This window comes from Shewanella sp. KCT (genome assembly GCF_007636505.1).
In the GTDB taxonomy this organism is placed as follows: Bacteria; Pseudomonadota; Gammaproteobacteria; order Enterobacterales; family Shewanellaceae; genus Shewanella; species Shewanella halotolerans.
The window spans coordinates 299,140-326,135 of sequence record NZ_LVDJ01000004.1; the positions used below are offsets into that span (position 1 = coordinate 299,140).

The 26,996-nt window shown below is 48.0% G+C and carries 23 protein-coding genes; 18 read left to right on the top strand and 5 right to left on the bottom strand.

Going from position 1 to position 26,996, the window contains the following annotated elements:
• Window positions 1-361: 361 nt before the first annotated feature.
• Both AYI87_RS08340 and yaaA read left to right on the top strand, forming a co-directional pair.
• Window positions 362-1,840, top strand: coding sequence for an alanine/glycine:cation symporter family protein (locus tag AYI87_RS08340; protein WP_144201164.1), 1,479 nt, complete (start codon window positions 362-364; stop codon window positions 1,838-1,840).
• 127 nt (window positions 1,841-1,967) lie between these two features.
• Window positions 1,968-2,744 (top strand): peroxide stress protein YaaA, encoded by a 777-nt coding sequence (yaaA, locus tag AYI87_RS08345; RefSeq protein WP_144201166.1) that lies wholly within the window; start codon window positions 1,968-1,970, stop codon window positions 2,742-2,744.
• A 168-nt stretch (window positions 2,745-2,912) separates the two neighbouring features.
• Here yaaA and AYI87_RS08350 read toward each other — a convergent pair whose 3' ends face one another.
• Window positions 2,913-4,319, bottom strand: coding sequence for a M28 family peptidase (locus AYI87_RS08350; protein WP_144201168.1), 1,407 nt, complete (start codon window positions 4,317-4,319; stop codon window positions 2,913-2,915).
• Between the two features lie 135 nt (window positions 4,320-4,454).
• Between AYI87_RS08350 and AYI87_RS08355 the strand changes: the two genes are divergently transcribed.
• Window positions 4,455-4,751 carry an ArsR/SmtB family transcription factor gene (locus AYI87_RS08355; RefSeq protein WP_011864899.1) on the top strand — a complete coding sequence of 99 codons (297 nt, stop codon included), beginning with the start codon at window positions 4,455-4,457 and terminating at the stop codon, window positions 4,749-4,751.
• 220 nt (window positions 4,752-4,971) lie between these two features.
• Here the strand turns inward: AYI87_RS08355 and rpsT are convergent, their stop codons facing one another.
• On the bottom strand, window positions 4,972-5,238 hold the full coding sequence (rpsT, locus tag AYI87_RS08360; protein WP_011864900.1) for a 30S ribosomal protein S20: 267 nt from the start codon (window positions 5,236-5,238) through the stop codon (window positions 4,972-4,974).
• Between the two features lie 247 nt (window positions 5,239-5,485).
• On the opposite strand from rpsT, the gene murJ reads away from it, so the two are divergent.
• The 12 genes from murJ to AYI87_RS08420 all read left to right on the top strand — a co-directional run bounded on the left by murJ (window position 5,486) and on the right by AYI87_RS08420 (window position 19,373).
• Complete coding sequence (gene murJ, locus AYI87_RS08365; protein ID WP_144201170.1) at window positions 5,486-7,045, top strand: murein biosynthesis integral membrane protein MurJ; 1,560 nt, start codon at window positions 5,486-5,488, stop codon at window positions 7,043-7,045.
• Window positions 7,046-7,110: 65 nt separating this feature from the next.
• A complete protein-coding gene (gene ribF / locus AYI87_RS08370; RefSeq protein WP_011864902.1) occupies window positions 7,111-8,046 on the top strand; it encodes a bifunctional riboflavin kinase/FAD synthetase in 936 nt (311 codons plus the stop codon).
• Window positions 8,047-8,078: 32 nt separating this feature from the next.
• The gene (ileS, locus tag AYI87_RS08375) at window positions 8,079-10,901 is read left to right on the top strand and encodes an isoleucine--tRNA ligase (protein ID WP_144201171.1); all 2,823 of its coding nucleotides are present in this window, start codon (window positions 8,079-8,081) and stop codon (window positions 10,899-10,901) included.
• 9 nt (window positions 10,902-10,910) lie between these two features.
• Window positions 10,911-11,423, top strand: a complete 513-nt coding sequence (lspA, locus tag AYI87_RS08380) for a signal peptidase II (protein WP_144201173.1) — start codon at window positions 10,911-10,913, stop codon at window positions 11,421-11,423.
• Between the two features lie 3 nt (window positions 11,424-11,426).
• The gene (gene fkpB / locus AYI87_RS08385; protein ID WP_144201175.1) at window positions 11,427-11,849 is read left to right on the top strand and encodes an FKBP-type peptidyl-prolyl cis-trans isomerase; all 423 of its coding nucleotides are present in this window, start codon (window positions 11,427-11,429) and stop codon (window positions 11,847-11,849) included.
• 23 nt (window positions 11,850-11,872) lie between these two features.
• The gene (gene ispH, locus AYI87_RS08390) at window positions 11,873-12,802 is read left to right on the top strand and encodes a 4-hydroxy-3-methylbut-2-enyl diphosphate reductase (RefSeq protein ID WP_186300593.1); all 930 of its coding nucleotides are present in this window, start codon (window positions 11,873-11,875) and stop codon (window positions 12,800-12,802) included.
• 231 nt (window positions 12,803-13,033) lie between these two features.
• Window positions 13,034-13,552, top strand: a complete 519-nt coding sequence (gene pilV / locus AYI87_RS08395) for a type IV pilus modification protein PilV (protein ID WP_144201179.1) — start codon at window positions 13,034-13,036, stop codon at window positions 13,550-13,552.
• 5 nt (window positions 13,553-13,557) lie between these two features.
• Complete coding sequence (locus AYI87_RS08400) at window positions 13,558-14,538, top strand: PilW family protein (RefSeq protein ID WP_144201181.1); 981 nt, start codon at window positions 13,558-13,560, stop codon at window positions 14,536-14,538.
• A gap of 12 nt (window positions 14,539-14,550) precedes the next feature.
• Entirely contained in the window at window positions 14,551-15,018 is a 468-nt protein-coding gene (locus tag AYI87_RS08405) for a PilX N-terminal domain-containing pilus assembly protein (RefSeq protein ID WP_144201183.1), read from the top strand.
• Window positions 15,015-18,671, top strand: coding sequence for a pilus assembly protein (locus AYI87_RS08410; protein ID WP_144201185.1), 3,657 nt, complete (start codon window positions 15,015-15,017; stop codon window positions 18,669-18,671). The genes AYI87_RS08405 and AYI87_RS08410 overlap by 4 nt, the downstream gene beginning before the upstream one ends.
• A gap of 7 nt (window positions 18,672-18,678) precedes the next feature.
• Window positions 18,679-19,077, top strand: coding sequence for a type IV pilin protein (locus AYI87_RS08415; protein ID WP_033539829.1), 399 nt, complete (start codon window positions 18,679-18,681; stop codon window positions 19,075-19,077).
• Window positions 19,074-19,373 carry a TapY2 family type IVa secretion system protein gene (locus AYI87_RS08420; protein WP_144201187.1) on the top strand — a complete coding sequence of 100 codons (300 nt, stop codon included), beginning with the start codon at window positions 19,074-19,076 and terminating at the stop codon, window positions 19,371-19,373. Before AYI87_RS08415 ends, AYI87_RS08420 begins: the two co-directional genes overlap by 4 nt.
• Before the next feature lie 93 nt (window positions 19,374-19,466).
• Here AYI87_RS08420 and AYI87_RS08425 read toward each other — a convergent pair whose 3' ends face one another.
• Both AYI87_RS08425 and AYI87_RS08430 read right to left on the bottom strand, forming a co-directional pair.
• Complete coding sequence (locus tag AYI87_RS08425; protein ID WP_144201189.1) at window positions 19,467-19,949, bottom strand: GspH/FimT family pseudopilin; 483 nt, start codon at window positions 19,947-19,949, stop codon at window positions 19,467-19,469.
• Between the two features lie 136 nt (window positions 19,950-20,085).
• Entirely contained in the window at window positions 20,086-20,598 is a 513-nt protein-coding gene (locus AYI87_RS08430) for a GspH/FimT family pseudopilin (protein ID WP_144201191.1), read from the bottom strand.
• Between the two features lie 250 nt (window positions 20,599-20,848).
• Between AYI87_RS08430 and AYI87_RS08435 the strand changes: the two genes are divergently transcribed.
• Window positions 20,849-21,187, top strand: coding sequence for a P-II family nitrogen regulator (locus AYI87_RS08435; protein WP_011864914.1), 339 nt, complete (start codon window positions 20,849-20,851; stop codon window positions 21,185-21,187).
• 85 nt (window positions 21,188-21,272) lie between these two features.
• Here the strand turns inward: AYI87_RS08435 and AYI87_RS08440 are convergent, their stop codons facing one another.
• Window positions 21,273-22,292 (bottom strand): LacI family DNA-binding transcriptional regulator, encoded by a 1,020-nt coding sequence (locus tag AYI87_RS08440; RefSeq protein ID WP_144201193.1) that lies wholly within the window; start codon window positions 22,290-22,292, stop codon window positions 21,273-21,275.
• Window positions 22,293-22,704: 412 nt separating this feature from the next.
• Here AYI87_RS08440 and AYI87_RS08445 point away from each other — a divergent pair, with 412 nt between their 5' ends.
• On the top strand, window positions 22,705-25,329 hold the full coding sequence (locus AYI87_RS08445) for a TonB-dependent receptor (RefSeq protein ID WP_144201195.1): 2,625 nt from the start codon (window positions 22,705-22,707) through the stop codon (window positions 25,327-25,329).
• A gap of 122 nt (window positions 25,330-25,451) precedes the next feature.
• Window positions 25,452-26,978, top strand: coding sequence for a tryptophan halogenase family protein (locus AYI87_RS08450; protein ID WP_144201197.1), 1,527 nt, complete (start codon window positions 25,452-25,454; stop codon window positions 26,976-26,978).
• Window positions 26,979-26,996 lie beyond the last annotated feature (18 nt).

The window sequence follows — 26,996 nt, forward strand, 5'->3', positions numbered from 1 at the left end:
TTTATTACAAAAATGTGTTCAATATCTTATTTTTGCAAAGTCATTAAATTTGCCGAATGTTAATTTTTTGGTGGTAAACACCATGTTAGTTACGTTAATACAGTAGCTTATTTATGTCTGATTGCGTGATGGCAATGTCATGTAAATGGGTAACTGTGATCTGTATCACATGGTGCTTTTTTGATGGTATGCTATTTTGGCGTGTCGAATTCGGCAGGCATGTTGTTTTGGCATCATGAAAGGATAATTCGAAAAGATAATCCTGCCGAAAATATTCGATCAAATTGGGAAGGAAATTCAACAAAGGTGGCGGCTTGCTCGGCAAGGTCACCATAAACGTCCTAAGGGTTATAGAAGTTCTATGTTTGAATCTGTATTAAATTTAGTCGATTCGACTATCAACGCGGTAAACGGCATGCTGTGGGGCAGTGTGTTGATTTACGTGCTGGTCGCTGCGGGCGTGTTGTTTACATTGAGATTGGGCTTTATCCAATTACGTATGTTTGGTCATGGTAGCAAGTTAGTGCTACAAGGCCGTGAAAAAACCAATGGCATTTCGTCGTTCCAGGTATTTTGTACCTCTATGGCGGCCCGTGTGGGCACGGGTAACATGGCAGGTGTCGCGGTGGCAATTACAGTCGGTGGCGCCGGCGCCGTGTTCTGGATGTGGCTCATCGCCCTGCTTGGGATGGCAACCGCCTTCATCGAGTCGACCCTGGCTCAGGTATACAAGGTTAAAGACAGCGACGGTCAGTACCGTGGTGGCCCGGCCTATTATATGGAGCAAGGGCTAGGCAAACGCTGGATGGGTTCCCTGTTCTCTGTCTTACTGATCATCGCCTTCGGTTTCGCCTTCAATGCGGCCCAGGCCAATACCATGACTGATGCACTCAACAATGCCTTTGGGTTAGATAAGACTATGGTGGGTCTGGTGATCGTCGCTGTTGCGGCTTATATCATCAGCGGCGGCCTGAAGAAAGTGGCTAAGGCCTCTGAGCTTATCGTGCCTGTGATGGCGGTGGCTTATCTGGCGATTGCCCTGATCGTTCTGGTGATGAACCTTGAGCAGGTGCCTGCGGCGCTGGCTTATATCGTCAAGAGCGCCTTTGGTTGGGAAGAAGCCGCCGGCGGCGCCATGGGCGCCATGATGGCGGGTATCGCAAGAGGGTTATTCTCTAACGAAGCGGGTATGGGCAGTGCGGCCAATATTGCGGCGTCAGCATCTCCAAATCCTAACCATCCAGCCTCTCAGGGCTTCGTGCAGATGATTGGCGTGTTTGTCGATACCATAGTGATCTGTAGCGCTACCGCGGCGATCATCTTGTTATCGGGCGTACTGGATGCGCCGGGTGAGCAGAAGGGCATAGGTCTGTTGCAATTAGCGCTCACCAACGAGGTGGGTGGCTGGGCTGCTTATTTTGTCGCCTTCGCTATCATTCTCTTCTGCTTCTCTTCGATCATCGCTAACTACAGCTATGCGGAGAGTAATATCCTGTTCCTGAGTAAGAGCAAGAAGGTGCTCTATACTTTCCGCGCCTTGGTTTTGGCCATGGTGATGGCGGGTTCTGTGGCCTCTCTGCAACTGGTGTGGAACTTTGCCGATGTCTCTATGGGCTTGATGGCGCTAGTGAATATTGCCGCCATCGTCATGCTCTCTAAGGTGGCCTTTGCGGTGATCAAAGATTACGAAGTGCAGCTAAAAGCCGGTAAGGTGCCGACCTTCGATGCGGCGCATTTCCCTGAGCTTAACGGTCTGGATGAGAAGATCTGGAAGGGTAAGCCCAGTGCCGACGTCTTGGCGAAAGAGGAAGGTAAGTCGATTGCCGTCCCCGAGGTCTAGCCCAAGCGGGTTAATCGCGCCTCTCTATTAGTTCCATCTAAAAAACCACGCTCCAAGGGCGTGGTTTTTTACTGTCTGCGTCAGTATGATAGTCACCTCGCTTAATGTTAGAAACAAAGGATAATTTATGCTGATCTTAGTCTCTCCGGCTAAAACCCTGGATTATGAAACGCCAGCAAGTACCCAAACCTTTACTTTGCCTGCACTGCTCGAACACAGTGAAGCCTTGATAAAGGTGTGTCGAGAGCTAACACCAGCCGATATCGCCTCCTTGATGAAGGTCAGCGACAAAATAGCCGGACTCAATGCCGCGCGTTTCGCCGAGTGGCATCGCGATTTTAATCTGGGCAATGCCAAGCAGGCGCTGTTTGCCTTTCGTGGCGATGTCTATACCGGGCTGGATGCCGATACTCTGTCTGAGGAGAGCCTAGCGCGCGCTCAGCAGCATCTGCGTATCCTGTCAGGCCTCTATGGCCTGCTGCGCCCTCTGGACCTGATGCAGGCTTACCGTCTGGAGATGGGCACTAAGCTGGCGAATGACCGCGGGGCGAACCTATATCAGTTTTGGGGCGATATCGTCACTCAGGAGGTCAACAAGGCGCTGGCCGAGCAGGGCGATGATATCCTGGTGAACCTGGCATCAAACGAGTACTTTAAATCGGTGAAGCCAAAGCAGGTCCAGGGACAGGTGATCACGCCTATCTTTAAGGATAAGAAGAATGGTCAGTATAAGGTGATTAGTTTCTTCGCCAAGAAGGCCCGCGGCATGATGGTGCGCTACATGCTTGATAACAAAGTGAGCCGCTATGAAGAGCTGCTTAAGTTTGACACCGCGGGCTATTACTACAGTGAGGCGGAGTCCAGCGTTAATGAGCCTGTGTTCCTGCGAGAAGAGCAAGCCTAAGCTAAGAACTGATTTGCAGAGTGAAAGACTCTGTCAACGCGATAAAAAAGCAGCCATAGGCTGCTTTTTTAGTCTTAAGGCAAATTAACTTTCGTTGGCCATAAGTTCACGTTGGCCATGAACTTACGTTGGCTATCATCTGAGGCCGATTATCAAGCCTTGCTTTGATTATTTGGCCTTAGGAGTTAGCGGTCTTAGTTCAATCTCAGATTGCGCCATGAGGTAAGCAAACTGGGCGTAGGCGGCCGCATTTTGCGCCAGCGCCTCAGGATCAATTTTATCCAAGGTATCGTTTGGCGTGTGGTGATAGTCGAAATAGTCACTGCCATCTTGTCTGAGCGACGCCACAGGTACGCCATAGCCTGGCAGCATGGAGACGTCAGGGCCACCAGAGGCCTTGTTGTTGCCTGGGGCGATGCCATTATCCTGCATCGAGCCGGTATGAGCCTGCATGGCGGCAAAGGCCTTATCGGCAACGTTAAAGTCGATCTGATAGATACGCCCGGCGCCAAAATCAGATTCGGCGGCAATATAATGTTTCGCCAGCTCGGCTTGATGGTCTTTGGCGTAGCTCTTACCGCCAATTAACCCCAGTTCTTCGGCGGCGTAGAGGACGACACGTACCGTGCGAGCAGGTTTTTTGGGTAATTGAGCAATATAGTGGCCTGCGGCGGTCACAATGGCCACGCCTGCGCCGTCATCGATGGCACCAGTACCTTCATCCCATGAATCTAAGTGCGCACCGATAAGCACTATCTCATCGGGTTTGCTGCTGCCGGTAACCTCGGCAATTACATTATAGGATGTGGCGTAGCCAAGGTTCTTGGGGCTCATCTCAAGATGCAGCACGACATTGGGATCGCGCTTAAGCATCAGGGTCACCAAGTCTGCATCGGGATTGGACATGGCTGCAGCCGGGATCTTATCTACCCCTTCTTGATAGCGCATCATGCCAGTATGGGCCATTCTGTCATGGTCTGTGCCGATGGAGCGGATCACTATGGCGAGTGCGCCTTTCTCAGACGCGGCGATGGCGCCCCGTGAGCGTCCGCCAACCGTCATGCCATAGCCTTTACCCGTCTTGAATCTAGGGGTGATGTGGTCGATAAAGACAATCTTGCCTGCAACCAGACTCGGATCGGCTTGTTTAAGGGCATCCAGGGTCTCGAAGCGGACGATTGGCGCGCTGATCCCTTCTTCCGGCGTGCCGACGCTGCCACCTAGGGCGGTGATCACCAAAGGTTGGGCGTAAGGGGAGACGATATTGGCCGTGGCCTCGCCTCGTTGCCATACGGGCACCTGAACGGCTTCCTTATAGACCTTATCAAAACCTAGGGAGCCTAACTTTTTCTCTGCCCACTCTACGGCGACCAAGTCTTTGTCGCTGCCCGCGAGTCTAGGGCCTACTTCGACCGTGAGTGATTCGACAATATCATATGCCAGGCTTGAAGAGAGTGCTAGCTGCTGTAGCTTGGCACTAACACTTTGATTTGTGTCTGTTGCCGCCGCATTTTGACAGGCAAATAGGCCGCCGAAAAAGAGTGTCGTTAGGAGGATGAGAGGGGAGCTTTTCATGAGTTTCCTTTATTTTTATTACGTATGTCCCATTTTTGAAAACAATCTAGCAAAAAGTGTGCTTTATGTCCCGACTATATCTTTAAGTCAACGCTATATTAGTGCCGGGGTTTGTTTTAGGAGAAATTGCTCGTAATGAATATAGAATTGATGCAGCAACGAGCGGATAATGCTGTTGTATTGCTAAAGGCTTTAGCAAATGAACGCCGGCTGTTCATCTTATGCTACTTGTTGAGCGAAGGTGAGATGTGCGTCGGTGAGATGAATAAAAAGCTAGGGCTTAGCCAATCTGCGCTGTCGCAACACTTAGCATGGCTTCGTAAAGACAATTTGGTCGAAACGCGAAAAGAAGCGCAAACGGTATTTTATTCGCTGAAAAGCAAGGAAGTATCTGAAATTATTAAGTTACTTAACACTATCTATTGCCACTAAAAGGCTTGAAAATAGCGCAGATAGAAAGCTGATGGGCTACTGGCCGTCAGCTTTTTTGTTTTTTGGCTCTGGGAGTTTGCTGGCATAGGGTGTTTGTGAATTTTCGAGTGACACTAATGCCGCTTGAATGCTGTTTGTGTGAAGTGGCGAGATTGATTGGTGCTCGAACGACAGGCACAAAAAAACCGGCCTGAGCCGGTTTTTTTATATCGCTAAAAGATTAAGCAGCTAGTGCTTTGATCTTAGCGTTTAGACGAGCCTTATGACGGGCAGCTTTATTCTTGTGAATAAGACCTTTAGTCGCCATACGGTCAACAATTGGTTGTGCAGCATTGAATGCTTCAGTTGCCGCTTTGTGATCGCCAGTGTTGATCGCAGCGATTACTTTCTTAACGTAAGAACGTAGCATAGAACGACGGCTAGCGTTGTGCTGACGACGTTTTTCAGATTGAAGCGCGCGCTTCTTTGCAGACTTGCTATTAGCCAAGGTGCAACTCCTAAAAGGGTTAGATATTTTTAAAGGTCGAGGAATATGCCTTTTTTTCGTCAGTTTGTCAATGACAATGATCGGATCTTTATCCTAAAGATAAATTAATCAGAGCAGACTTGGCGTTCTTCAACCTAACTCGTGTAATATGGTGCGCTATTCTAGCAGTATTTGCTGCTTGGTGACAGGGGGTAGTCGACTTTTTAACTTGCTCGATACACCTGTAGTGCTCGTTTCAGGGGGAACTTTGAGCAAGAAACTATTTAAGTCAGGCATGATCGTGAGTGCTATGACGCTGATTTCTCGTGTTTTAGGCTTAGTGCGAGACGTGGTTATCGCCAATTTAATGGGGGCAGGGAGTAGCGCCGACGTCTTCTTTTTTGCCAACAAGATCCCAAATTTTTTACGCCGATTATTTGCCGAAGGCGCCTTCGCCCAGGCCTTCGTGCCTGTCTTGACCGAATATCAAGAGAAACATGACGACCAGGCGGTTCGCGAGTTGCTCGCCAAGGTAGCCGGTACGCTTGGACTGGTGGTGACGTTAGTGACTCTGGTGGGGGTGATCGCTTCGCCACTATTAACGGCACTGTTTGGTGGCGGCTGGTTCCTGGCCTGGCTAAACGATGAGCCAAATGGTCAGAAGTTCGAGCTGGCATCACTAATGTTGAAGATCACCTTCCCCTACCTCTGGTTTATTACCTTTACAGCCCTGGCTGGCTCGATACTCAACACCCGTGGTCGCTTTGCGGTATCTGCCTTCACGCCGGTGTTTTTAAATGTTGCCATCATCAGTGCGGCGCTGTTTCTGGCGCCTAAGCTCGATCAGCCGGAGATAGGCCTGGCCTGGGGCGTCTTCGCCGGTGGCCTGATCCAGTTTCTGTTTCAGATTCCTTTTCTATTTAGAGAGAAGGCCTTGGTTAAGCCGTCATGGGGCTGGCATCACCCGGGCGTCGTTAAGATCCGCACCCTGATGCTTCCCGCGCTGTTTGGCGTGTCTGTGTCGCAGATCAATCTGCTGCTCGATACCTTTATCGCCAGTTTCTTGGTGACGGGCTCCATCAGTTGGCTCTACTACTCAGATCGACTGCTGGAATTCCCCTTAGGTCTGTTTGGTATCGCGATTGCTACCGTTATCTTGCCGGCGCTGTCGAAGAAGCATGTTAACGCCGAGGGGGATGGGTTTGCCAAGACGATGGATTGGGGGATCAAGGCGATTCTGCTGATGGGGGTGCCAGCCATGTGCGGCCTGATCGTCTTGGCTAAGCCCATGTTGATGGTGCTCTTTATGCGCGGCGCCTTCACACTAGATGATGTGGATATGGCCTCTTATAGTTTAATGGCCTATGGCTCGGGGCTGCTGAGCTTCATGCTGATCAAGGTGTTGGCGCCGGGCTATTACTCCCGTCAGGATACCAAAACCCCTGTGCGTTACGGCATAGTCGCCATGGTGAGTAACATGGTGTTTAACCTGATTTTTGTGTTTCCATTCGGTTATGTGGGCTTGGCGATAGCCACCTCGTTATCGGCGCTGCTCAATGCAAGTCTGCTTTACCGTGGTCTGCATCGCGCGGGGGTGTACCAAATTCCTCGTCAGACCTTTGTGTTTATGGGCAAAACCTTGGTTGCCGCTGCGTTGATGATCGCCGTGCTTTATCTGTTGTTGCCAGGCGTTGATACCTGGTTAGCGTTTTCATTTATGGGCAGGGCAACTCAGCTGGCCTATTTGATTGGCGCAGGGGCTGTGGTCTATCTGCTAGCTATGTTATTGTTAGGAATTCGCCCCTGGAGGATGAAAGCTGGCTTTTGATTGCTGATTATCCTTCTCAGCTGGTATATAATCCGCGAACTTATGCTTGCTAGTTATTGAATGTAATGGAACTGATCCGCGGTATACATAATATTTTACCCAGACACCAGGGTTGCGTGCTGACTATTGGGAACTTTGACGGCGTGCATCGTGGGCATGCCGAAGTCATTGCTGCCCTTGTAAAAAAAGCCAAGCAACATGGGGTTCCTGCAACACTCATGACATTCGAACCTCAGCCGCAAGAGTTGTTTAAGGGGGATAATGCCCCGGCTAGGCTGAGTCTGCTGCGCGATAAGATCGTCTTGCTCGATGAGCTGGGCATAGATCGTCTGCTGTGCGTCAATTTTAATCAGAAGTTTGCCGCCATGCCCGCCGAAGCCTTTATCGAGGATCTCCTGGTAAAACAGCTAGGGGTGAAATACCTGGTGGTGGGGGATGACTTCTGTTTTGGCAAGCAGCGTCGCGGTAATTTTGAGATGTTAAAGGCCGCCGGTGAAAAATATGGTTTCGCCGTGGTCAATACCCATAGCTTTATCCTAGGGGATAAACGGGTGAGCTCGACCGAGATTCGTGGGCTACTCGCCAAAGGGAACCTGGAGCAGGCCAGACGCCTGCTAGGCCATCCATATGCCCTGAGTGGCAAGGTTGCCCATGGCGAGAAAATTGGTCGCACCATAGGTTTTCCTACTGCCAATATCGCCTTGAAACGCAAGGTGTCTCCGGTCAGGGGCGTCTTTGCCGTTAAGCTGTATTGGGATGGTAGTGATATCTATGAAGGGGTGGCCAACGTTGGCTTTAGGCCAACGGTCAACGGACAAAATTGTCAGCTAGAAGTCCATCTGTTTGATTTTGAAGGAGACCTTTATGGTCGCACCGTCGAAGTCGAACTGGTGGCAAAGATTAGGGATGAACAGCCATTTAAGTCTTTAGATGCGCTGAAGCTACAAATTAAAGATGATGCTGACAGGGCCAAGGCCCTGCTTGGCTGCGATGCAGGCTGAGAGCAATCAGCTAAATTAACGGTATAGGATCAATGAGCGACTATAAATCTACTTTAAACTTGCCGGAAACTGAGTTTCCGATGCGTGGTAATCTGGCACAACGTGAGCCAGAGATGTTGAAATCTTGGACAGAAAAGAAACTGTACCAAAAGATTCGTGAAAGCCGCACAGGTGCTAAGCCATTCATTCTGCATGATGGCCCACCGTACGCTAACGGTAGCATTCATATTGGTCACTCAGTAAATAAGATCCTTAAAGACATTATTATTAAGTCTAAGACCCTGTCGGGTTTTGACGCGCCTTATATTCCAGGCTGGGACTGTCACGGTCTGCCAATCGAGCTTAAGGTCGAGCAGAAAGTGGGTAAGCCTGGCCAGAAGGTGTCAGCGGCCGAGTTTCGTCAAAAGTGTCGCGAATATGCCGCGGCTCAGGTAGATGGTCAGCGTGAAGACTTTATCCGTCTTGGCGTGCTGGGTGACTGGCAAAACCCATACCTCACCATGAACTTCGACACCGAAGCCAACATAGTTCGCTCTTTGGCTAAGGTGATCGACAATGGCCACCTGCACAAAGGTGTTAAGCCTGTGCACTGGTGTACCGATTGTGGTTCTGCACTGGCTGAAGCGGAAGTTGAATATGAAGATAAGACTTCACCTGCAATTGACGTTGCCTTTGTGGCGGTCGATCAAGCGGCTGTGCTGGCTAAATTCGGCCTGGAGCAATTTGACGCCGAAGTGGCGACCGTTATCTGGACTACAACGCCATGGACACTGCCTGCTAACCGTGGTCTCTCAATGGCCGGTGATATCAATTACGATCTGGTTGAGTTCACTAAAGATGGCAGCAAGCGCGCGATTATTGTGGCGCAGGAGCTGGTTGAGTCTTGCATCGAGCGTTACGGCGCCGAGTCGCACAGTGTGCTGGGCACAGTGAAAGGTCAGGCGCTGGAACTGCTACGCTTTAAGCATCCTTTCTATGATTTTGATGTGCCTGTCATCATAGGCGACCACGTTACTGTCGATTCGGGTACCGGTGTAGTACACACCGCGCCTGGTCACGGTCAGGATGACTTCGTGATTGGTCAAAAGTATGGCCTGGAAGTGGCTAACCCTGTAGGGGATAACGGCGTCTACAAGCCAGATACCGAGTTCTTCGCCGGCCAACATGTCTTTAAAGCCAACGATAATGTGGTGGCATTGCTCGAAGAGAAGGGCGCACTGCTTAATCATGTGGCTTATCGTCACAGCTACCCACATTGCTGGCGCCATAAGACTCCCATCATCTTCCGCGCGACGCCGCAGTGGTTCATCTCTATGGACCAAAAAGGCTTACGTACTCAGTCGCTGAGCGAGATTGAGAAGACGCAATGGATCCCTGACTGGGGTCAGAGCCGTATCGAGAAGATGGTCGAGAATCGTCCAGATTGGTGTATCTCACGTCAACGTACCTGGGGCGTGCCTATCACCCTGTTCGTGCACCGTGATACCGAAGAGTTGCACCCTGACAGCGTTGCCCTGATGGAGCGCGTTGCCCATCGCATCGAACAAGAAGGCATTCAGGCCTGGTGGGATCTCGACGCCGCAGAGCTGTTAGGCGAAGAAGCCGACCAATACCGTAAGGTCACAGACACTTTAGATGTATGGTATGACTCAGGCTCTACCTTCTCATCTGTGGTTGCCGCGCGTCCTGAATACAATGGTCATCCGGTGGATCTCTACCTGGAAGGTAGCGACCAGCACCGTGGTTGGTTCATGTCATCACTGATGATCTCGACTGCCATGAACGGCAAGGCGCCTTACAAGCAGGTATTGACCCATGGATTCACCGTGGATGGTCAGGGCCGTAAGATGTCAAAGTCGATAGGTAACGTGATCGCCCCGCTGCAAGTCACCAACAAACTGGGCGCCGACATTCTGCGTCTTTGGGTAGCGGCGACCGATTATAGCGGTGAGATGACAGTATCCGATGAGATCCTTAAGCGTAGCGCCGATGCCTACCGTCGTATCCGTAACACGGCGCGTTTCCTGCTGGCTAACCTGAATGGTTTCGATCCAGTAAACGACACAGTTGCCATCGAAGATATGGTTGCGCTGGATCGCTGGGTGGTGCGCCGCGCTGCCGCCTTGCAGGCCGAGATCTTAGAGGCTTACGAGCAATATAACTTCCACCTAGTGACCCAGAAGCTAATGCAGTTTTGCTCTGTTGAGCTTGGCAGTTTCTACCTGGATATCATCAAAGACAGACAGTACACGGCTAAGCGTGACAGCCTGGCACGTCGTAGCTGTCAGAGCGCGCTGTTCCTGATTGCCGAAGCCATGGTGCGCTGGATTGCGCCTATCCTCAGCTTTACCGCCGATGAGGTATGGCAATCGCTGCCGGGTGAACGTGAAGAGTTTGTCTTTACTCAGACTTGGTTCGAAGGCCTGGTCTCTGTGACCCTAGATAGTGACCTGAGTGACGACTATTGGGCAAATCTCATCACAGTACGTGATGAGGTGAACAAGGCCATCGAGCAGGCGCGCCGCGAGCAGCGTGTCGGCGGTTCGTTAGAAGCCGAAGTGACTCTTTATGCCGATGAGGCCTTAAAAGAGTCTCTGGCGCTGCTGGGTGATGAGCTGCGCTTCGTGCTGTTGACCTCTAATACTCAGATTGCCCCGTTGGCGAATGCCGGTGACGATGCGATTGAGACAGAGCTGGTTGGTCTTAAGCTATTAGTGGCTAAGACAGAGGCGGCCAAGTGCGATCGCTGCTGGCATCACAGAGAAGATGTGGGTCAGGTTGAAGCGCATCCACTGCTGTGTACACGCTGTGTGACCAATATCGAAGGTGATGGCGAAGTTCGCCAGTTCGCATAAGGGAATCGAATGCCATCTAGCTGGAAAGAGAGTGGCTTACGTTGGTATTGGGTAGTTGTATTGGTGTTCGTCGCCGATCAACTATCCAAACAATGGGTACTAGCCAATTTTGACCTGAGAGAGTCAGTCAACTTATTGCCATTTTTTAATTTCACCTATGTGAGAAATTATGGTGCCGCCTTTAGTTTTCTAAATGATGCCGGTGGGTGGCAGCGTTGGCTATTTACCTTGGTTGCCGTCGGCTTTAGTACCTTGCTGACCGTCTGGCTGCGTAAGCAACCGAAAGGATTATGGCGACTGAATCTGGCCTATACCTTAGTCATTGGTGGTGCGCTGGGGAATTTAATCGATAGATTGCAGCATGGCTTTGTGGTCGATTTCCTCGATTTCTATTGGAAGACGAGTCATTTCCCCGCCTTCAACATTGCCGATTCGGCGATCTGTGTCGGAGCCGGACTCATCATCTTGGATTCGTTTATTTCAGAGCGTAAGCCAAATGGCGAAGACGTTGCAAAGGGGTAAGAAGTGACAGTTACACGATCATTATTGTGCCATATGAATATCCTGCTGGAAGATGGTTCGACGGCAGATAGCACTAAGGCCTCTGGTAAACCGGCCAAGTTAAACATAGGCGATCAAACCTTGAGTCCTGCTTTTGAAGCAGAGCTGAAGGGCCTGAAGCAAGGGGATAAGCATAGCTTTACTCTGGCTGCTGCGGATGCCTTTGGTGAGTCAAACCCGGATGCTATTCACCATATGGACAGGAGTAAGTTTCCTGCGGATATGCAGCTCGAAACGGGCGTAATCGTCAGTTTCGCCGGTCCTGGTGGCAGTGAGATCCCAGGTATCGTCCGCGAGGTAGTAGGGGATTCGGTAACCGTCGATCTTAACCATCCATTGGCGGGACGGGCGGTGACATTTGAATTGGAAGTGGTTCAGGAGCTCTAATCATGACGCAACCTCCTCAAAGTCTGCAGATTAAACTGGCCAATCCGCGAGGTTTTTGTGCCGGTGTCGATCGGGCCATCAGCATTGTCGAGAGGGCGCTCGAACTGTTCTCGCCGCCAATATATGTACGTCATGAAGTGGTGCATAATCGATATGTTGTGCAAAACCTGAAAGACCGGGGCGCGGTATTTGTTGACGAACTAGACCAAGTGCCGGACGACAGCATAGTGATCTTCAGTGCTCACGGTGTATCCCAGGCGGTTCGTGCCGAGGCGAAAAAACGTGGCCTGCGAGTATTCGATGCCACCTGCCCATTGGTGACCAAGGTGCATCTGCAGGTCACTCGTGCCAGCCGTAAGGGTATTGAATGCATCCTTATCGGCCATGCGGGCCATCCAGAGGTTGAAGGCACCATGGGACAATACGACAACCCTGAGGGCGGCGTGTTGTTGGTGGAGTCGCCGGCCGATGTTGAAGCCTTAGTGGTGAAAGACCCGGAAAACCTCTGCTTCGTGACGCAGACGACTCTGTCTATGGACGATACTGCAGACGTGATAGCGGCTTTGCAGAAGCGTTTCCCGTCAATCCAGGGACCACGTAAGGACGATATCTGCTACGCGACCCAGAACCGACAAGATGCGGTGCGTAACGTCGCCGATGACGTCGACCTCTTCATTGTGGTGGGTTCTAAGAACAGCTCCAACTCGAATCGTTTGATGGAACTGGCCATTAAGAAGGGCACACAGTCTTATCTTGTGGATAATGCCGACGACATTAAACCTGAGTGGTTTAACGATATCGAGAAGGTTGCCGTTACCGCTGGCGCATCGGCGCCGGAGGTGTTGGTACAACAGGTTATCGATGCTATCGCCAAGTTGGCACCTAGCGTGATCACCGAAGTGGAAGGGCGTAAAGAAGATACCGTATTTGCCGTACCGGCTGAACTACGCTAGGTATCTTACTGTTTTGATGAGAAAAGGAGGCTAAAGCCTCCTTTTTTGTTGCCTAAAAATTACCCTTGGCATATCGAATTTCCTTTTTAGACCTAATATTACTAGCGAGTAACATTCGACTAATCTATGATTAACTAGTATAGTTTAAAGTTATGCTAACTTTCAGATTTTAAAAGACTAAACGACTGAAACGACTGTCAAAAGTATGGCTAATATCGGAGATTTGACATCATGGTAAAACGTGGGAAAGGGTTTTCCCTAATAGAGGTGATGGTTTCGCTCGTCATTCTTGTTATTGGCCTGATCGGCATATTTAATCTACACGTTGTTTCTAAGCGAGGCAGCTTCGAGTCTTTTCAACAGACCCAGGCTTCCTACTACGCCAACGATATTATCAATCGTATGCGATTGAATCCTAGTGAAATTGATAACTATGAGGGTGAATACAGTAATTTGCCTAGCAGTGTTGGTAAAGAATGCAAAGGTGTTACGATTTGCTCACCTTCTGAGATGACAGCCTGGGATCTCTATGAGTGGCAAACATTATTTTTTGGTACAGCCGAGAAGGTCGGTACTCAGAATGTTGGAGGGTTGGATACGCCTACTGCTTGTATTGTAGTTGAAGGAAATGACGTGACAGTCACTATGGCATGGAAGGGCATTCGTGAAACTAAAATTGCTTCCGCTACTTCTGATTGTGGTTCAACAACCAAAAATCGACGACTCTATTCAGTTCAAACGGTGATTTAAACGGGATGAAGATTTTAATTATGCGCAATCAGTCAGGGATGTCTCTCGTTGAGTTGATGGTAGCACTCGTTATTAGTCTGTTTTTATCGGCAGGCATTTTCACTATGTTTAGCATGTCATCCTCTAACGTGACGACTACAAGTCAGTTTAATCAGTTGCAAGAGAATGGTCGCATAGCTCTAGCTATTATGGAGCGAGATATCAGTCAACTTGCCTTCATGGGGGATATGACAGGAACAGATTTTATCGTGGGAACTAATACTACGATATCTTCTGCTGCCGTACCGAACGACTGTATTGGTGGGGGAGTCAATAATGCGACTCTTCCTAATGGTACCGCATCGCATTTTAGGCGGGTTTGGGGCTATGAAGCTGGTGTTAGTGGAACAAGCTTTAGTTGTCTTACCGGGGTGAATGAGAATACAGATGTATTGCAAATTAAGCGTTTGGTTGGGCCTAATACGTTAGTTCCAAATAATGGGTCTAGTCATTATGTTGCAACGACCTCAAGCCAGGCGATTTTTTTTACCGGAAATCAAGTCACTCCGGTGCTCACAAATAGTCGATTTTGGGAATATCAACATCATATCTATTTTGTAAAAAATGATGGAACAGTTCCTGTTTTAAGAAGAAGAACACTTTCCGTTGCAAACGGAATGAATAACGAGGAGCAACTCGTTGAAGGAATAGAAAACTTAAGGATTTTGTACGGGGTTGATGATGATGGTGATGATATCCCTAACCGATACGTACCCGTAGGTAGTGTGAATACCGTTATGTGGGATAACCAATCATTTCAACGGATCGTGGCATTAAAAGTGTTTTTGCTGGTTCGTTCGGTGGATCAAGATCCTAGCTATACTAATGATACTCAATATCAGTTGGGTGATAAAACTATAACCATTTTGGAAGACCAGAAGCATTTTAGGCGAAAAGTGATGTCGACGACTGTCATGCTTGAAAACCCAGTATTGATTAGGAATTAGTAGAGGTTTTAGATGAGAAAACAGAAGGGTATTGTGCTATTTTTTTCACTAATCGTTCTGATTCTTATGACTGTAATAGGGGTAGCGCTGGCGGTAAATTCTACTCAGTCATTAAGAATGGCGGGCGCTGGGGCCGAGCGCATTGAAGCAAAGGCATTGGCCGATGGTGGTGTCGCAGCGGTGCTTTTAAATAAAACACCTGCATTTTTGGCAACCATGACTGCGATTGATAATCAGAATTCTTTTTCTGGAGGTAAGCAGATATTGACTCCTTTACCATTAGTAAATGTTGGGGGGAGTTTAGTTGTGCAGCCTAAAAATGTGTCTTGTCAGAGAAGTGCTGCAGCTAGTGGAACGGATCTATTTAAATGTCGCCGGATTGAAATCTCGAGTCAGGTTAGTTTTGGTCGAGATAATCTAGGGCAAGTTTTGGTTGTTACAGGTATTGAGCAGGAAGTGCTCAGTGGGAGCGGGTCATGAAGTTTAATAAAATTATCTTTGCAAGCCTAGTGACAGCATTGGCTTTGCCTGTTCAGTCCTTTGCGGATGATACTGATCTTTATCTTAATCCAGCGGAAAATAATGTACGGCCCCAAGTGCTGATAATTTTCGATAACTCAGGAAGTATGGACACCATTGTTGAAGGTTTGCCGGGAGGGTACGTTAATGATCCAGATAATCCATACGAGCCATTAGATAGCGCTAACTCCTATGATGATGGCATGGTTTATTTTGCTATCGGTGTTGGTATTGATGAAGCGGGTTTAGGTATTCCTGATAGCCCTTCAGAAACCAATAGATTTAATGATTTGCTTAATGGATGTTCTGTTGCTAGAGAGGCGTTAAATAAATACGGACGATTTACCGGTTATATTCGAGAGTACATTACCAGTGGAAATGGTAAAGGCACCTGGCAACCGATAAAGAATAACTCGGGCAAAGATCAAAATAATCCTGTTGATTGTTGGGAAGATATTCCTGCAAAAAGAACTGATAACAATAATAGTATAACATCATTTGACACTGGCTACCCTGTAGACAGCAAAAAGGAAGGTAATGGAAATAATGCAGTATATTTTCCTTGGGGAGAAACTCCTGGTGTCAGTGGTTTCAATACAGGTGAGTTAGTTACGCTTTATTCAGCTAACTATTTACGTTGGTATCGTCATTACCAGAAAGATGTTGCGGAAGGAAGTAATTCTGATTTCCCAGATCAAACTCGCTTAGCTATTGCTAAAAATGCCATCTCGAGTGTGATAAGTACGGTTCCATCTGTAGATTTCGGTTTGGCCGTATTTAATTTGAATTTTCCAAATGAGGGCGACAGCGATGGTGGGCGAATTGTTGCAGGGATAAAACAACGTACGGCTTCTGAAAAGGAAGCGTTAATTAATACCATTACTAACCTACCAGCAGAAACCAACACCCCATTATGCGAAACCTTATATGAGGCTTACCGTTATTTTAGTGGTGGCGCAATACATTTTGGTCATTCAGATAGTGATTATAACGGCAACAGTGACGGCATCAATATTAAATATGATGCTAATCAGCCAATGTATGATACCAGTATTGAAAGCGGTGGAAATTATATTTCGCCGTTATCAAAGTGTAATCGCCTCGCACATATCATCTACATTACTGACGGGGCGCCAGTATTAGATAAATCAGCTGATAATTTAATTATTGCCGTAGGTGGTACGCCATTTACTTATCGCCCCGCAGAGGGAGACCAACCCGCTAAAGAGAGTTATCTGCCAGCATTAGCTGAGTATATGTTTAATAACGATATGTCTCCAGCAGATGGTTTTCAACGTGTTATAACCCATACCATTGGCTTTAGCTTGGGTGAGGATGAAGAAGCGGCAGAGCCTTTGCTTAAAGAAACGGCCAGACGTTCAAATGATCCAAAAAATGGACTTAGAGGCACTTATTCTAGGGCTGATAATACAGTTCAGTTGATTGAAGCGATTACTAAACTCATTGGCGAGATTGATAGCACAGGGCAGCGTTTTTCAGCCCCAGGTGTAGCGTTTAGTAGTGCAGATCCTACCCGAACTTTAGATGCCGCTTATTATGCCCTTTTTGAACCTTCGCAAAGTCCTAAATGGACAGGTAATCTTAAGAAGTTAAAAGTTAACTCTAGCGGAGGGTTAGTTGATGCTAATGGGAACCCAGCAATTGATTCATCGGGGAGTATTGCTAGTACGGCTTGTACTATATGGAGTGATTGCAGTACCAACGGTGATAAAAGTGGATATACCGATGATGAAGGCAAGCCCGTTGATGGCGGCAATATCGTTGCCGCAGGGGGAGCTGCACGAAGCATCATCCCTAGAGAACGACGTCTTTATAGTGATTTAGGTGGCTTAATGCAGTTTGCCGGCCCTCTGCCTAACGGATCTTACATCGAGATCGATACCACTATTAGTATGTTTTCTTCGGTTGCCGGTGGGGAAAGCAATCTAGCGACTTATATGGGGGTACCCACTGAGAATTTAGATGATGAATTGACTAGGGCGTTTAAATGGATCCAAGGGTGGAATGTTGACGTTGCTTCTTACAAAGATACTGGAGAGGTAGAAGAGTACACCTCGATTGACATCAATGGTGTTAGAGCTGACATCATGGGAGATCCGCTGCATTCTCAGCCTTTGGCTATTGATTACGGTGACCATACTATGATTTTTGTGGGTACTAATCATGGTCTTATGCATGCATTTAAAGATACTGGTAACGCAGTATCCGAAAGTTGGGCTTTTATGCCATATGAATTGCTGCCAAATATTAGTGTTATTAGGCGAAATGATTATTCCGCAGGCCACAGTGTTTATGGGGTGGATGGTTCGCCTGTAGCTTATGTACAAAGAAATGGTGCGACGATAGACGAAGCTTGGTTGTTTTTTGGTTTACGCAGAGGTGGTCAAACTTATTATGCATTGGACGTTAAAGGCGATGTCCCTAGTCTGAAGTGGCAAATATCCAATACAACCGTAGGCTTTGAAGATTTAGGACAGACATGGTCAACTCCGGTCGTGACAAGGATCCCTGGTTTTGACGGACCCGTGATTATTTTTGGCGGCGGATATAACGCTGGCTATGACAGCGGCGGAGGCAAAAATGCTTCGGGAAGGATGGTGTATATTGTAAATGCTGCGAATGGCCAACTTATTCATTCTTTCGGCGCGTCAGGTAATACATCGCTACCTAACATTGAAGATTCTATAGTTGGTTCAATAGCAACATTAGACAGCAACAGCGATGGTGTAACAGACAGGTTGTACGCGGCAGATCTTGGTGGAAATGTGTGGCGTATTGACATGCCTTCAGAGGACAAAGCTACTTGGAGTGGGTTTAAATTTGCAAAAGCTGGTGGTGCACTAAGTAATAATGATAGGAGGTTTTTTTATGAACCTACTGTCGCACAAACTTATTTTACCAATACATCAAAAGTCACTGTCACAGACGAATCTGGTACAACGACAACAGTGGCTTATCAGAATGTTCCTTATGATGCGGTGACTTTAGGTTCTGGTAACCGAGCCAATCCATTGGGTACCGCCACAGACGATATGTTTTTTGTTTTTCAAGATAGGAATGTGATTACACAGCAGTTTGGTGTAGGTGGGACCGCAGTACCAGCTCCGCTGAGCTATCCAGATAATCTTTACAACATTACGTCTGGAGCTCCTTCCACTGAGAGTGAAAATATCGCCTTTGGCGCGAAAAGAGGTTGGTATTATGATTTTGCAGGAGCTGGTGAGAAAAGTTTGTCACCGTCAGTGATCATTAGCGGTAAAGTATATTTCACTTCGTTTACGCCAACAGGCCCAGCGCCAGATCCAAATTCATGTTCTCTCCAATCTGTAGGGAAATTGTATACATTAGATCTGCATAAGGGGGGAAGGTATTCAGAAGAGTATGTCATTGATGTGTGTGACAACTGTATCCCTCAGCCACCCAAAATTATAACTCCACCAAAATCGGATGACCCAAATGATCCCGATAATCCCGATGCAGTTCTTATCATTGGTCGAGGAAAATGTGATGAAAAAGGTGAGAATTGCTCAGGGACTGTAGATATTGAATCGGGCTTGAACACAAACAAAATTTATTACCACATAGATGAGTAGCGTTTTAATGAAGAAAAGTTCACTACTTGGGTTTACCCTAATTGAGTTAATGATAACCGTTGCTATTGTCGGAATATTGGCGGCAATAGCCTATCCTTCATATATCAATTATGTGACTAAGAGTGGCCGCTCTGAAGGGGTAGCAGCGGTAATGCGAGTCGCTAATTTGCAGGAGCAGTATTATCTTGATAATCGTGCCTATGCGACGGATATGACGAAGCTCGGATTGGGAGCGAGTCCATTTGTAACCGAACATGGGCATTATAGTGTGGCTTCATCCGGTACTAGCTCGTTTACTATTACTGCAACAGCACAAGGTGCACAGGCTAGCAGAGACTCGACATGTGGAACCATTACTATGACATCTGCAGGTGTTAAAGGGCCTTCAGCGGAGTGTTGGAAATGAATAAATTAATAGTTTGCGTATTATGCATCGTACTATCAAGTGTCGCCAGTTCGGCATTTGCGGCTAAGAAGGATTATAAGTGCTTTATTAATAGCGCTAAAAAGGGCGACCAAGTCGTTTTTTATCGCTGGAATGATAAGGATGTTAAATTAAGAGTTGCCAGTTTGCCAGGGAAACAATTAACTGATAGTAAAGGTAAAAAGTATTTTATCAAGAGCGTTGAAGAGTGTGTGCCTTTAAATGAAGAGTTCAGCAGTAAGCAAGCTAAAGCGCTAGACAAGCGCACTTTGAGATAGGTGTTTAGGATAAGGTGCAAGTCTCTGATAAGCTTGATAAAGTTTTAAGTAAAAGCCCATATTAATTTAGGTATGGGCTTTTACATATGCAGTTTAAGAGCAAGCTTGATTATTTGTGCCGTAGGTTATTAATCCACTTGAACTTACAGTAACGCTTTTAGAGGAGTTTGCTTTACCACTTGGACAATAAATAAAGGTTCCATTGGAAGGGGATAGCCCTTCTGAAGAAAACGTCACCTCAGTTTCGGGACCAGAAACGGCGTCATTATTGTTAAAGCTATCAATGACACGTAGTGTTTTATTTCCTGTCGCTACATAAATTCGAATACCCTTTCCCCAATCTGTACCGCAAGATGTTTCAGATGCATACGCACATACATTAACTACTGCGCCATAGCTGATGGCCTGGTTTCGGGCAAAGGCGAGGATATTATTGATTTTTTCTACGTTATTGTTTACTCGAACTTGTTCATAAACTGTTGTTAGAGCAGGAACGCCAATAGCCAATAGTATGGCTGCAACTGCAATAGTCACCATGAGTTCAACCAGTGTGAACCCATTTTTATTCTTCATCATGAGTAAAATCCTCTATTCACTTAACACTAGTATAAGCGAGAAGTTTTAGGATTTCAGTATATATAAGCTATTCTTTTTAATGCCAATAATTTGTCGGCTTGTTTAAAATTGGCGTGAGTCGTTAGCTTTGAATCTGTTATTGGTTACAGCTAATATTTTTCTCCTTTGAAAAGCGTATCCTACCGGCTTGATTGACGATAACAGCTTTGGAATAAGGACTGTTGGCCGAGCCTGGGCAGTACCTTAAGGTTCCGTTGCTGCCTGATGCGAGCCCATCAGGCTGAAAACGAGCAGAGGCTCGGTTGTAGTAGACAAAGTCACCGCTATCAAATGAACCTGTTTGCATCAGCAATTTGTCTGTGCCATCGAGCTGGTTGCTGGTCCCCGAGTCGGTAAATACACCCAGGCCTAGGTGCCAGTCATTGGTACATTGGTTATCTTTTATTGGGCAAACCGTTACCCTAAGCCCGTAGTTGATGGCAGTATTTCTGGCAAACTGTAGTGTCTGTTGAATCATCTTTATCGCGGCGTCGGCTCGGTAAGCCTGATAGAGATCTGTAAGACTTGGTAGGCCAACCGAGAGGAGTATGGTCGCAACGGCGAGTGTGACCATTAATTCAATGAGTGTAAATCCATTATGATGTTTCATGGCTAATCCTTGCTGTATGTAGTCTATGCTTCCTGCAATGACCTGAACTCGTTTCTGGGGCGAGTTCATTGAGTATAGAAGAGTTGGCTCAACTTTAGGCGATGGGTATATATTGTTCTGCTCTATGAATATTGAATCATTTTATCTCTCGATATAATCATCTTTGGTGGTTTGGATGGACGTGATAAGCTAGTGCCTAATAAACTTAGGTTTTGTCGAATTGGGTTAGCAGAATTTTAGGGAGCGTTTGATGAAGAAGGTCGAGGCCATTATTAAGCCGTTTAAGTTAGATGATGTACGCGAATCTCTGGCGGAGATCGGTATTACCGGCATGACGGTTTCTGAAGTCAAAGGTTTTGGACGCCAGAAAGGGCACACGGAGCTCTACCGCGGCGCCGAGTATATGGTGGATTTCCTGCCTAAGGTAAAAATTGAGCTGGTTATTCAAGATGAGCAGCTAGATCAGGCGCTCGAAGTCATCGTTGATACTGCGAGAACGGGTAAGATAGGTGACGGTAAGATATTTGTTACCGAAGTCGAACGTGTGATTCGAATTCGTACCGGTGAAGAGAACGAAGAAGCCGTTTAGGTCTAAAGTTATAAAAAAACCGCTGAGATATCAGCGGTTTTTTATTGTCTGTAGATAATCATTAATCAAAGTTTGATGCCGATTCCTAGGCCTTTGGGCTTGCCGATGAGTCTCTCAGTACCGGCTCGGGAATGAAGACCTGATGAGTCGTCTCACTCTGCTTGTTGCCCTGATTCTCGATAAGTAACTCGGTTGCCGTCTGCGCTATCAACTTATTTGGCTGATGGACTGTGGTTAGCTTAGGCCAGGTCTGTCTCGAGAAGGGGCTATCCTCGAAACCCACGATAGAGAGTTCCTCGGGTATTGCTACCCCTGCTAATCTGGCAGCGAAGAGAGCCCCCGCGGCAATTTCATCGTTACAGGCGACTATGGCCGTAGGTTGATTGGCTTTAGCCAGCAGTGTTTTAGCGCCTTCAACACCCGATTCAAAAGAATACTGACCATTGATGATGTTGGACTCGTCAAGGGATAGATTATTGCTTTGTAAGGCGGCCTTAAAACCGGCAAGACGTTCCTTGGTGGATTCGTGTTGGTGGTCACCGCTCAGAAAGGCGATATTTTTATGGCCGAGATCGATAAGGTGCTGGGTGATGGAAACCGCGCCATGTTTATCGTTGACCAGGATCGCTAAGCCATCGGTTGGGCTCACCTCTTCACCTGCAATAATGCGTACATAATTGGCGTTAATCTGATCCAGGGCCGCCAAGACTTTTGGGTCTTCCGATAGAGGCGGGGTTAATACCAAGCCTGACAGCCTGGCATGGCGCACCATATCGACCAGCTCCTGGCAGATATTATCTGACTTAGCATCGCAGGGATGGATGAGTAGCTCATAGCCTCTTTGCTTACAGGAAGACAAAATACCATTTTGCATATCAATGACATAGTAGGCATTGGGGTTGTCGTAGACAAAGGCGATCACATAGGATTTTGTGCCGGCTAGATTACGGGCAGCGACATTAGGCTGGTAATTAAGTGCGGCAATCGCCTGATTCACTTTATCAATCGTCGCCTGACGAACCGAAGGCTCGTTATTTGTGACCCGTGAAACCGTTTTTATGGAGACGCCGGCATATTTGGCGACGTCATTAATGGTGACTTTCATCTAGCGGATACTCTTTGTGTCTGCACAGCGTCTAGCTGCTTCAGAATTCAAATATGTCTCAAACAATGTACTGTATGGTTACACAGCAGATCTCACTTCCCCTGGCGACAATATTGCTGAGTTTTACGCTATTAAGCAATCATCAAATTGATTTCTATCCCGAATTACATTTGTCCCGTTTCGAAAGCTAGTGATTTTTATCCTTGTTTATCAGTGAATTGCAACAAGATGCAAAGAGCGTGTTTTGTTTAATAAATGTATAAATCCAAAGAAATTCCTGCTTTTGGTTATTTTGTTGTGGCGCATCTGTTAATTGTTGTGTAATCTTTGTACTCACATGACAGCGTTGTCATTCCTTCGGGGATGGTTATGAATACGAAAAAAGATAATAAAGTTATGGAAGGGAAACGAGATGCGACCATCTACTTTTAAGAAAAGTGTACTAGCTACAAATATTGCCCTGCTGATGAGCGGTGCAGTGTCTGTTTCTGCTCTAGCGGCAGAGGCCGATGCAGAAGCGGTTAATACTGATAATATTGAAAAAATTGAAGTACGTGGTCTGCGTGCTTCGATGAAGGCGTCAATTAACGCCAAAAGATTTTCTGATGCCGTTGTCGACGCCGTTACGGCCGAAGACATTGGTAAATTCCCCGATGGCGATGTAGGTGAGTCACTGGGTCGTATTCCTGGTGTTACCGTTAACCGCCAGTTTGGTCAAGGCCAGCAGGTGTCGATTCGCGGCGCCTCTGCTCAGCTAACTCGCACACTGTTAAATGGTCACTCGGTTGCCTCGACCGGTTGGTTTGACCAACAGGCTATCGACCGTAGCTTTAACTATTCTCTGCTGCCACCCGAGATGATCAGTGGCATCGAAGTCTTTAAGTCTTCTCAGGCCGACATCACAGAAGGTGGTATCGGTGGTACCGTGGTTGTTAAGACCCGTAAGCCGCTGGACTTAGATGCTAATACCCTATTCTTAAGTGCCAAGGGCGACTATGGTACTGTCTCTGAGGCGACAGATCCTGCGGTTTCTGGCTTGTATAGCTGGGCTAATGAGGACGAAACCTTCGGTGTTCTGGTCTCTGCTGCGGGCTCTCAAACCGACTATCAGCGCAACGGTATCGAAACCTTACTGGGTTGGGGCGAAATTGTACCGACAACTTTCCAACAAGATCGTGAGCGCACCGCTTACAACATTGCCGCTCAGTATCGTCCAACCGACAACTTAGAGTTCGGCCTAACGGTTACTAGCCTAGATCTAAAAGCAAATAACGCCAACACCTCTATCTTCCTCTTCCCTACTCAGCAAGGTGTAAGCACCTGTAATAAGACTAATGCTGCGGGTGTTTGTACCGACATTACCCATACGGGCGAGGGTGGATTTGCCTGGGCACAGACTTGGGCTCGTGAAGCCGAGATGTCTTCAGATACCTATGACCTGGACTTCAAGTATGAAGGTGAAGGTTTCACCCTCGAAGGCCGCGTCGGTAACACCAAGGCAGATGGTGGTACTAGCCTAACCTCTAACTATGGTAACTCTATCGGTCAGCCTGGTGACTTCGCCGGTCACTATGACGCTACTGGTGAGAAGATCATTATCGACATTGCCAACAAGTCTTTCGATGCGGGCGACTTCAATGGTCAGCTAGAAACTGCAGGTTGGGCGCTGAAGAAACAGCCTAACACCGACGAAGAGACCTACGCTCAGTTCGATCTGACCTTCCCGGTTGATTTTGGTGCCATCACCTCGATTAAAGCCGGCGTGCGCTATGCCGACCATGACGTGACACAGCAAACTGACGCGGCAATCGTGGGTGACATAGTGGCTAAGGATGCCTCTGAATACTACTCAGGCACCATCTCATCTGGCGCAGGTTTTACTCTGCCTAAGCCAAATTTCGATGCCATGATCCGTGACGCTAAAGCCTCAGTTGATGGCTTTACCCGCGATAAGTCTGGTTACGGTACCCTGAATGAGAAGAACCTGGCCGCCTACGCCATGGCTAACTTCGAGGCGGAAGGGATCCGCGGTAACTTTGGTCTACGTTTCATCTCCACCGATATCGAGTCTGATTACTATGCGCTGAGCTCAAGTGGTCAGTTCGCCGATGAGTTGAGCACTGACAAGTCGAGCTATAGCGACGTATTGCCAAGCATCAACGTGACGTTCGACTTAGCACCGGATCTCTTGCTACGTACCACGGCGGCTCAGGTGATGTCTCGTCCTAACTACGCAGACCTGTTTGCTACTTCGACTCTTCCTGGTCTGAACGATGGCACGCCAGGCAACGAAAAACTCAACCGTGGTTCTGTTGCTCTGGAGCCATTTAAGGCGACCCAGGCCGATGTGAGCCTGGAATGGTACTTCGGCGGTGAGGGTCTGGCCTCTTTGACCTACTTCATCAAAGACGTGAGCTCTTTCATCACCACACGTCAGAAGCTAAATCAACAGATTGGCATCGAAGACGATAACCTCAGAGATCAAGGCTACAGCGCCTGTGGTGTTGGCGTCTATGACTGCTGGACAGTCAGCGAGAAGTACAATGCTAACGGTGGTCATATCGAAGGGGTTGAGCTGCAGCTGCAAGACTCGTTTGAAAACGGCCTGGGCTACTCGGTTAACTATACCTTCGCCGATGCCGGCTCTCCAGCCGAGAATTACCCAGATAAAGTGGGTGTCTTCTCTGACTCTTCTAAGCACACGGTTAACCTTGTGGGCTACTATGAGATGGAAAGCTTCTCTGCGCGTTTGGCCTACAACTGGCGCAGCGAATACATGATGCGTGAGCTACCAGGTTTCTATGGTAACCGTCAGCACCAAGACTATGGCTCGCTGGATCTGAGCATGAACTACAGCGTGACCGATTGGATGGATCTGACCTTCGAAGCCGTTAACCTCACAGAGGAAGACAGTATCCAGATAGGTGTCTCGCCTGTCGACAACCCAGATGTGATTGCCGAGTTTAAAGATAACTACCCGGTATGGAGCTTCGAAGGCGAAGCGAGATACAAGGTGGGTGTCGCACTGCGTTTCTAATCGACACATGAGTGTACAAAGCCCGGCTTATGCTGGGCTTTTTATTAGCACCGGCTTTTTAGTAGTAACTTGTTATTTGCACCGACCTTTAATTAGACCAAGAGTAGGGCAGAGGTGAAACCATGGACATTAAGCGTATCCTTATATTGGGCGGCGGCACGGCAGGCTGGTTGGCGGCCAATCACCTGGGCAAGGCCCTTGAGCATCGCCTGGACGTGACCATTACGCTGGTGGAGTCTCCCGATATTCCCATCATAGGGGTCGGCGAAGGTACAGTGCCCGCCATTCGTCAGAGTCTGAAACGCTTTGGGATAAGTGAATCTGAGTTTATTCGTCGGTGTGACGTCACCTTTAAGCAGTCTATTAAGTTCGTCAATTGGATGGATAAGGACCGTCACGGGGCAGGGAACTTCTATCATCACCTGTTCGATATGCCGAGCCCTTTGGGGGAGGATCTGACCCAACATTGGTTAGATAATGCTAATGCCGCATACGGCGACATGGTCTCGCCTCAGCACAAGGTGTGCGAAGCCGGACGAGCGCCGAAGCGGATCACCCACAGCGAATATGAGGGAGCGCTGGGTTACGCCTATCACCTCAATGCGGCTAAGTTTGCCAAGCTGCTTGCCGAAAATGCCATCAGGCGTTTCAACGTCGAACATATCATGGCCAATGTGCAAGAGGTCACGTTAAGGGAAAATGGTGAAATAGCCTCCCTGGAAACCGATTGCCGGGGCAGTATCGGCGCCGACTTTTTTATCGATTGCAGTGGCTTTGAATCCTTGCTTATCGACAAGACGCTCAAGGTGCCCTTTGTCGATAAGTCTCATCAGCTGTTTGCCGACAAGGCGATAGCAGTGCAGGTACCTATCGATGAGAATGAGGCGATCCCGCCTTATACCCTGGCGACGGCGCATCAGGCCGGCTGGATATGGGATATCGCCTTGACCCATAGGCGTGGTGTCGGCTTTGTCTACTCCTCTAAACATATGGATGATGACACAGCGCTTAACAAGCTCTCCCGATATCTGGGGCAGGATGTCGCCCAGTATCAATATCGGGTCTTGCCGATGAAGCTTGGCTATCGCAGTGAGTTCTTGCATAAGAATTGCCTCTCCTTGGGGTTGGCTCAGGGCTTCCTCGAGCCCTTGGAAGCCACCTCTATCTTGCTGACCGATTTTGCCGCAGGCTTCGTGGCTAATCGCATGCCTAAGGATAGCGAGGCGCTTGCCTTGCTCTCTGAACAATTTAATCAGGTGATGACCTATGCCTGGGAGCGCGTCGTCGAATTTATCAAGATGCACTACTGCCTGTCAGACAGGAGTGACTCGCCGTTCTGGGTCGATAATCGCGATCCGGCAACGATTCCGAGTGAGCTCGCCACTCGACTCAAGCTTTGGCAAAACCATTACCCCATAAGGCAAGATTTCTTCAGCAAGTTTGAGGTGTTCGACTTAGAGAACTATCTCTATGTCCTCTATGGCATGCATTATCCAACGGTGCCTCAAGTTGCAGGTAAAGATCGCAGAGAAGCCTGGCAGGCCCAGGCACGGCAGATAGCGAGTGTGGGTGAGCACCTGATGAAGGAGCTGCCAGAACACAGGGAGTTGCTAGAGAAGATCGCGGTATATGGCTTACAAAAATGTTGAGCTCGAAGCGCTATGACG

Excerpts from the sequence above, each read along its gene's own strand:
- AYI87_RS08340 (WP_144201164.1), top strand. The coding sequence starts at position 362 with ATGTTTGAATCTGTATTAAATTTAGTCGATTCGACTATCAACGCGGTA.
- yaaA (WP_144201166.1), top strand. The coding sequence starts at position 1,968 with ATGCTGATCTTAGTCTCTCCGGCTAAAACCCTGGATTATGAAACGCCA.
- AYI87_RS08350 (WP_144201168.1), bottom strand. The coding sequence starts at position 4,319 with ATGAAAAGCTCCCCTCTCATCCTCCTAACGACACTCTTTTTCGGCGGC.
- AYI87_RS08355 (WP_011864899.1), top strand. The coding sequence starts at position 4,455 with ATGAATATAGAATTGATGCAGCAACGAGCGGATAATGCTGTTGTATTG.
- ribF (WP_011864902.1), top strand. The coding sequence starts at position 7,111 with ATGGAACTGATCCGCGGTATACATAATATTTTACCCAGACACCAGGGT.
- ileS (WP_144201171.1), top strand. The coding sequence starts at position 8,079 with ATGAGCGACTATAAATCTACTTTAAACTTGCCGGAAACTGAGTTTCCG.
- lspA (WP_144201173.1), top strand. The coding sequence starts at position 10,911 with ATGCCATCTAGCTGGAAAGAGAGTGGCTTACGTTGGTATTGGGTAGTT.
- pilV (WP_144201179.1), top strand. The coding sequence starts at position 13,034 with ATGGTAAAACGTGGGAAAGGGTTTTCCCTAATAGAGGTGATGGTTTCG.
- AYI87_RS08400 (WP_144201181.1), top strand. The coding sequence starts at position 13,558 with ATGAAGATTTTAATTATGCGCAATCAGTCAGGGATGTCTCTCGTTGAG.
- AYI87_RS08405 (WP_144201183.1), top strand. The coding sequence starts at position 14,551 with ATGAGAAAACAGAAGGGTATTGTGCTATTTTTTTCACTAATCGTTCTG.
- AYI87_RS08410 (WP_144201185.1), top strand. The coding sequence starts at position 15,015 with ATGAAGTTTAATAAAATTATCTTTGCAAGCCTAGTGACAGCATTGGCT.
- AYI87_RS08415 (WP_033539829.1), top strand. The coding sequence starts at position 18,679 with ATGAAGAAAAGTTCACTACTTGGGTTTACCCTAATTGAGTTAATGATA.
- AYI87_RS08420 (WP_144201187.1), top strand. The coding sequence starts at position 19,074 with ATGAATAAATTAATAGTTTGCGTATTATGCATCGTACTATCAAGTGTC.
- AYI87_RS08425 (WP_144201189.1), bottom strand. The coding sequence starts at position 19,949 with ATGATGAAGAATAAAAATGGGTTCACACTGGTTGAACTCATGGTGACT.
- AYI87_RS08430 (WP_144201191.1), bottom strand. The coding sequence starts at position 20,598 with ATGAAACATCATAATGGATTTACACTCATTGAATTAATGGTCACACTC.
- AYI87_RS08435 (WP_011864914.1), top strand. The coding sequence starts at position 20,849 with ATGAAGAAGGTCGAGGCCATTATTAAGCCGTTTAAGTTAGATGATGTA.
- AYI87_RS08440 (WP_144201193.1), bottom strand. The coding sequence starts at position 22,292 with ATGAAAGTCACCATTAATGACGTCGCCAAATATGCCGGCGTCTCCATA.
- AYI87_RS08445 (WP_144201195.1), top strand. The coding sequence starts at position 22,705 with ATGCGACCATCTACTTTTAAGAAAAGTGTACTAGCTACAAATATTGCC.
- AYI87_RS08450 (WP_144201197.1), top strand. The coding sequence starts at position 25,452 with ATGGACATTAAGCGTATCCTTATATTGGGCGGCGGCACGGCAGGCTGG.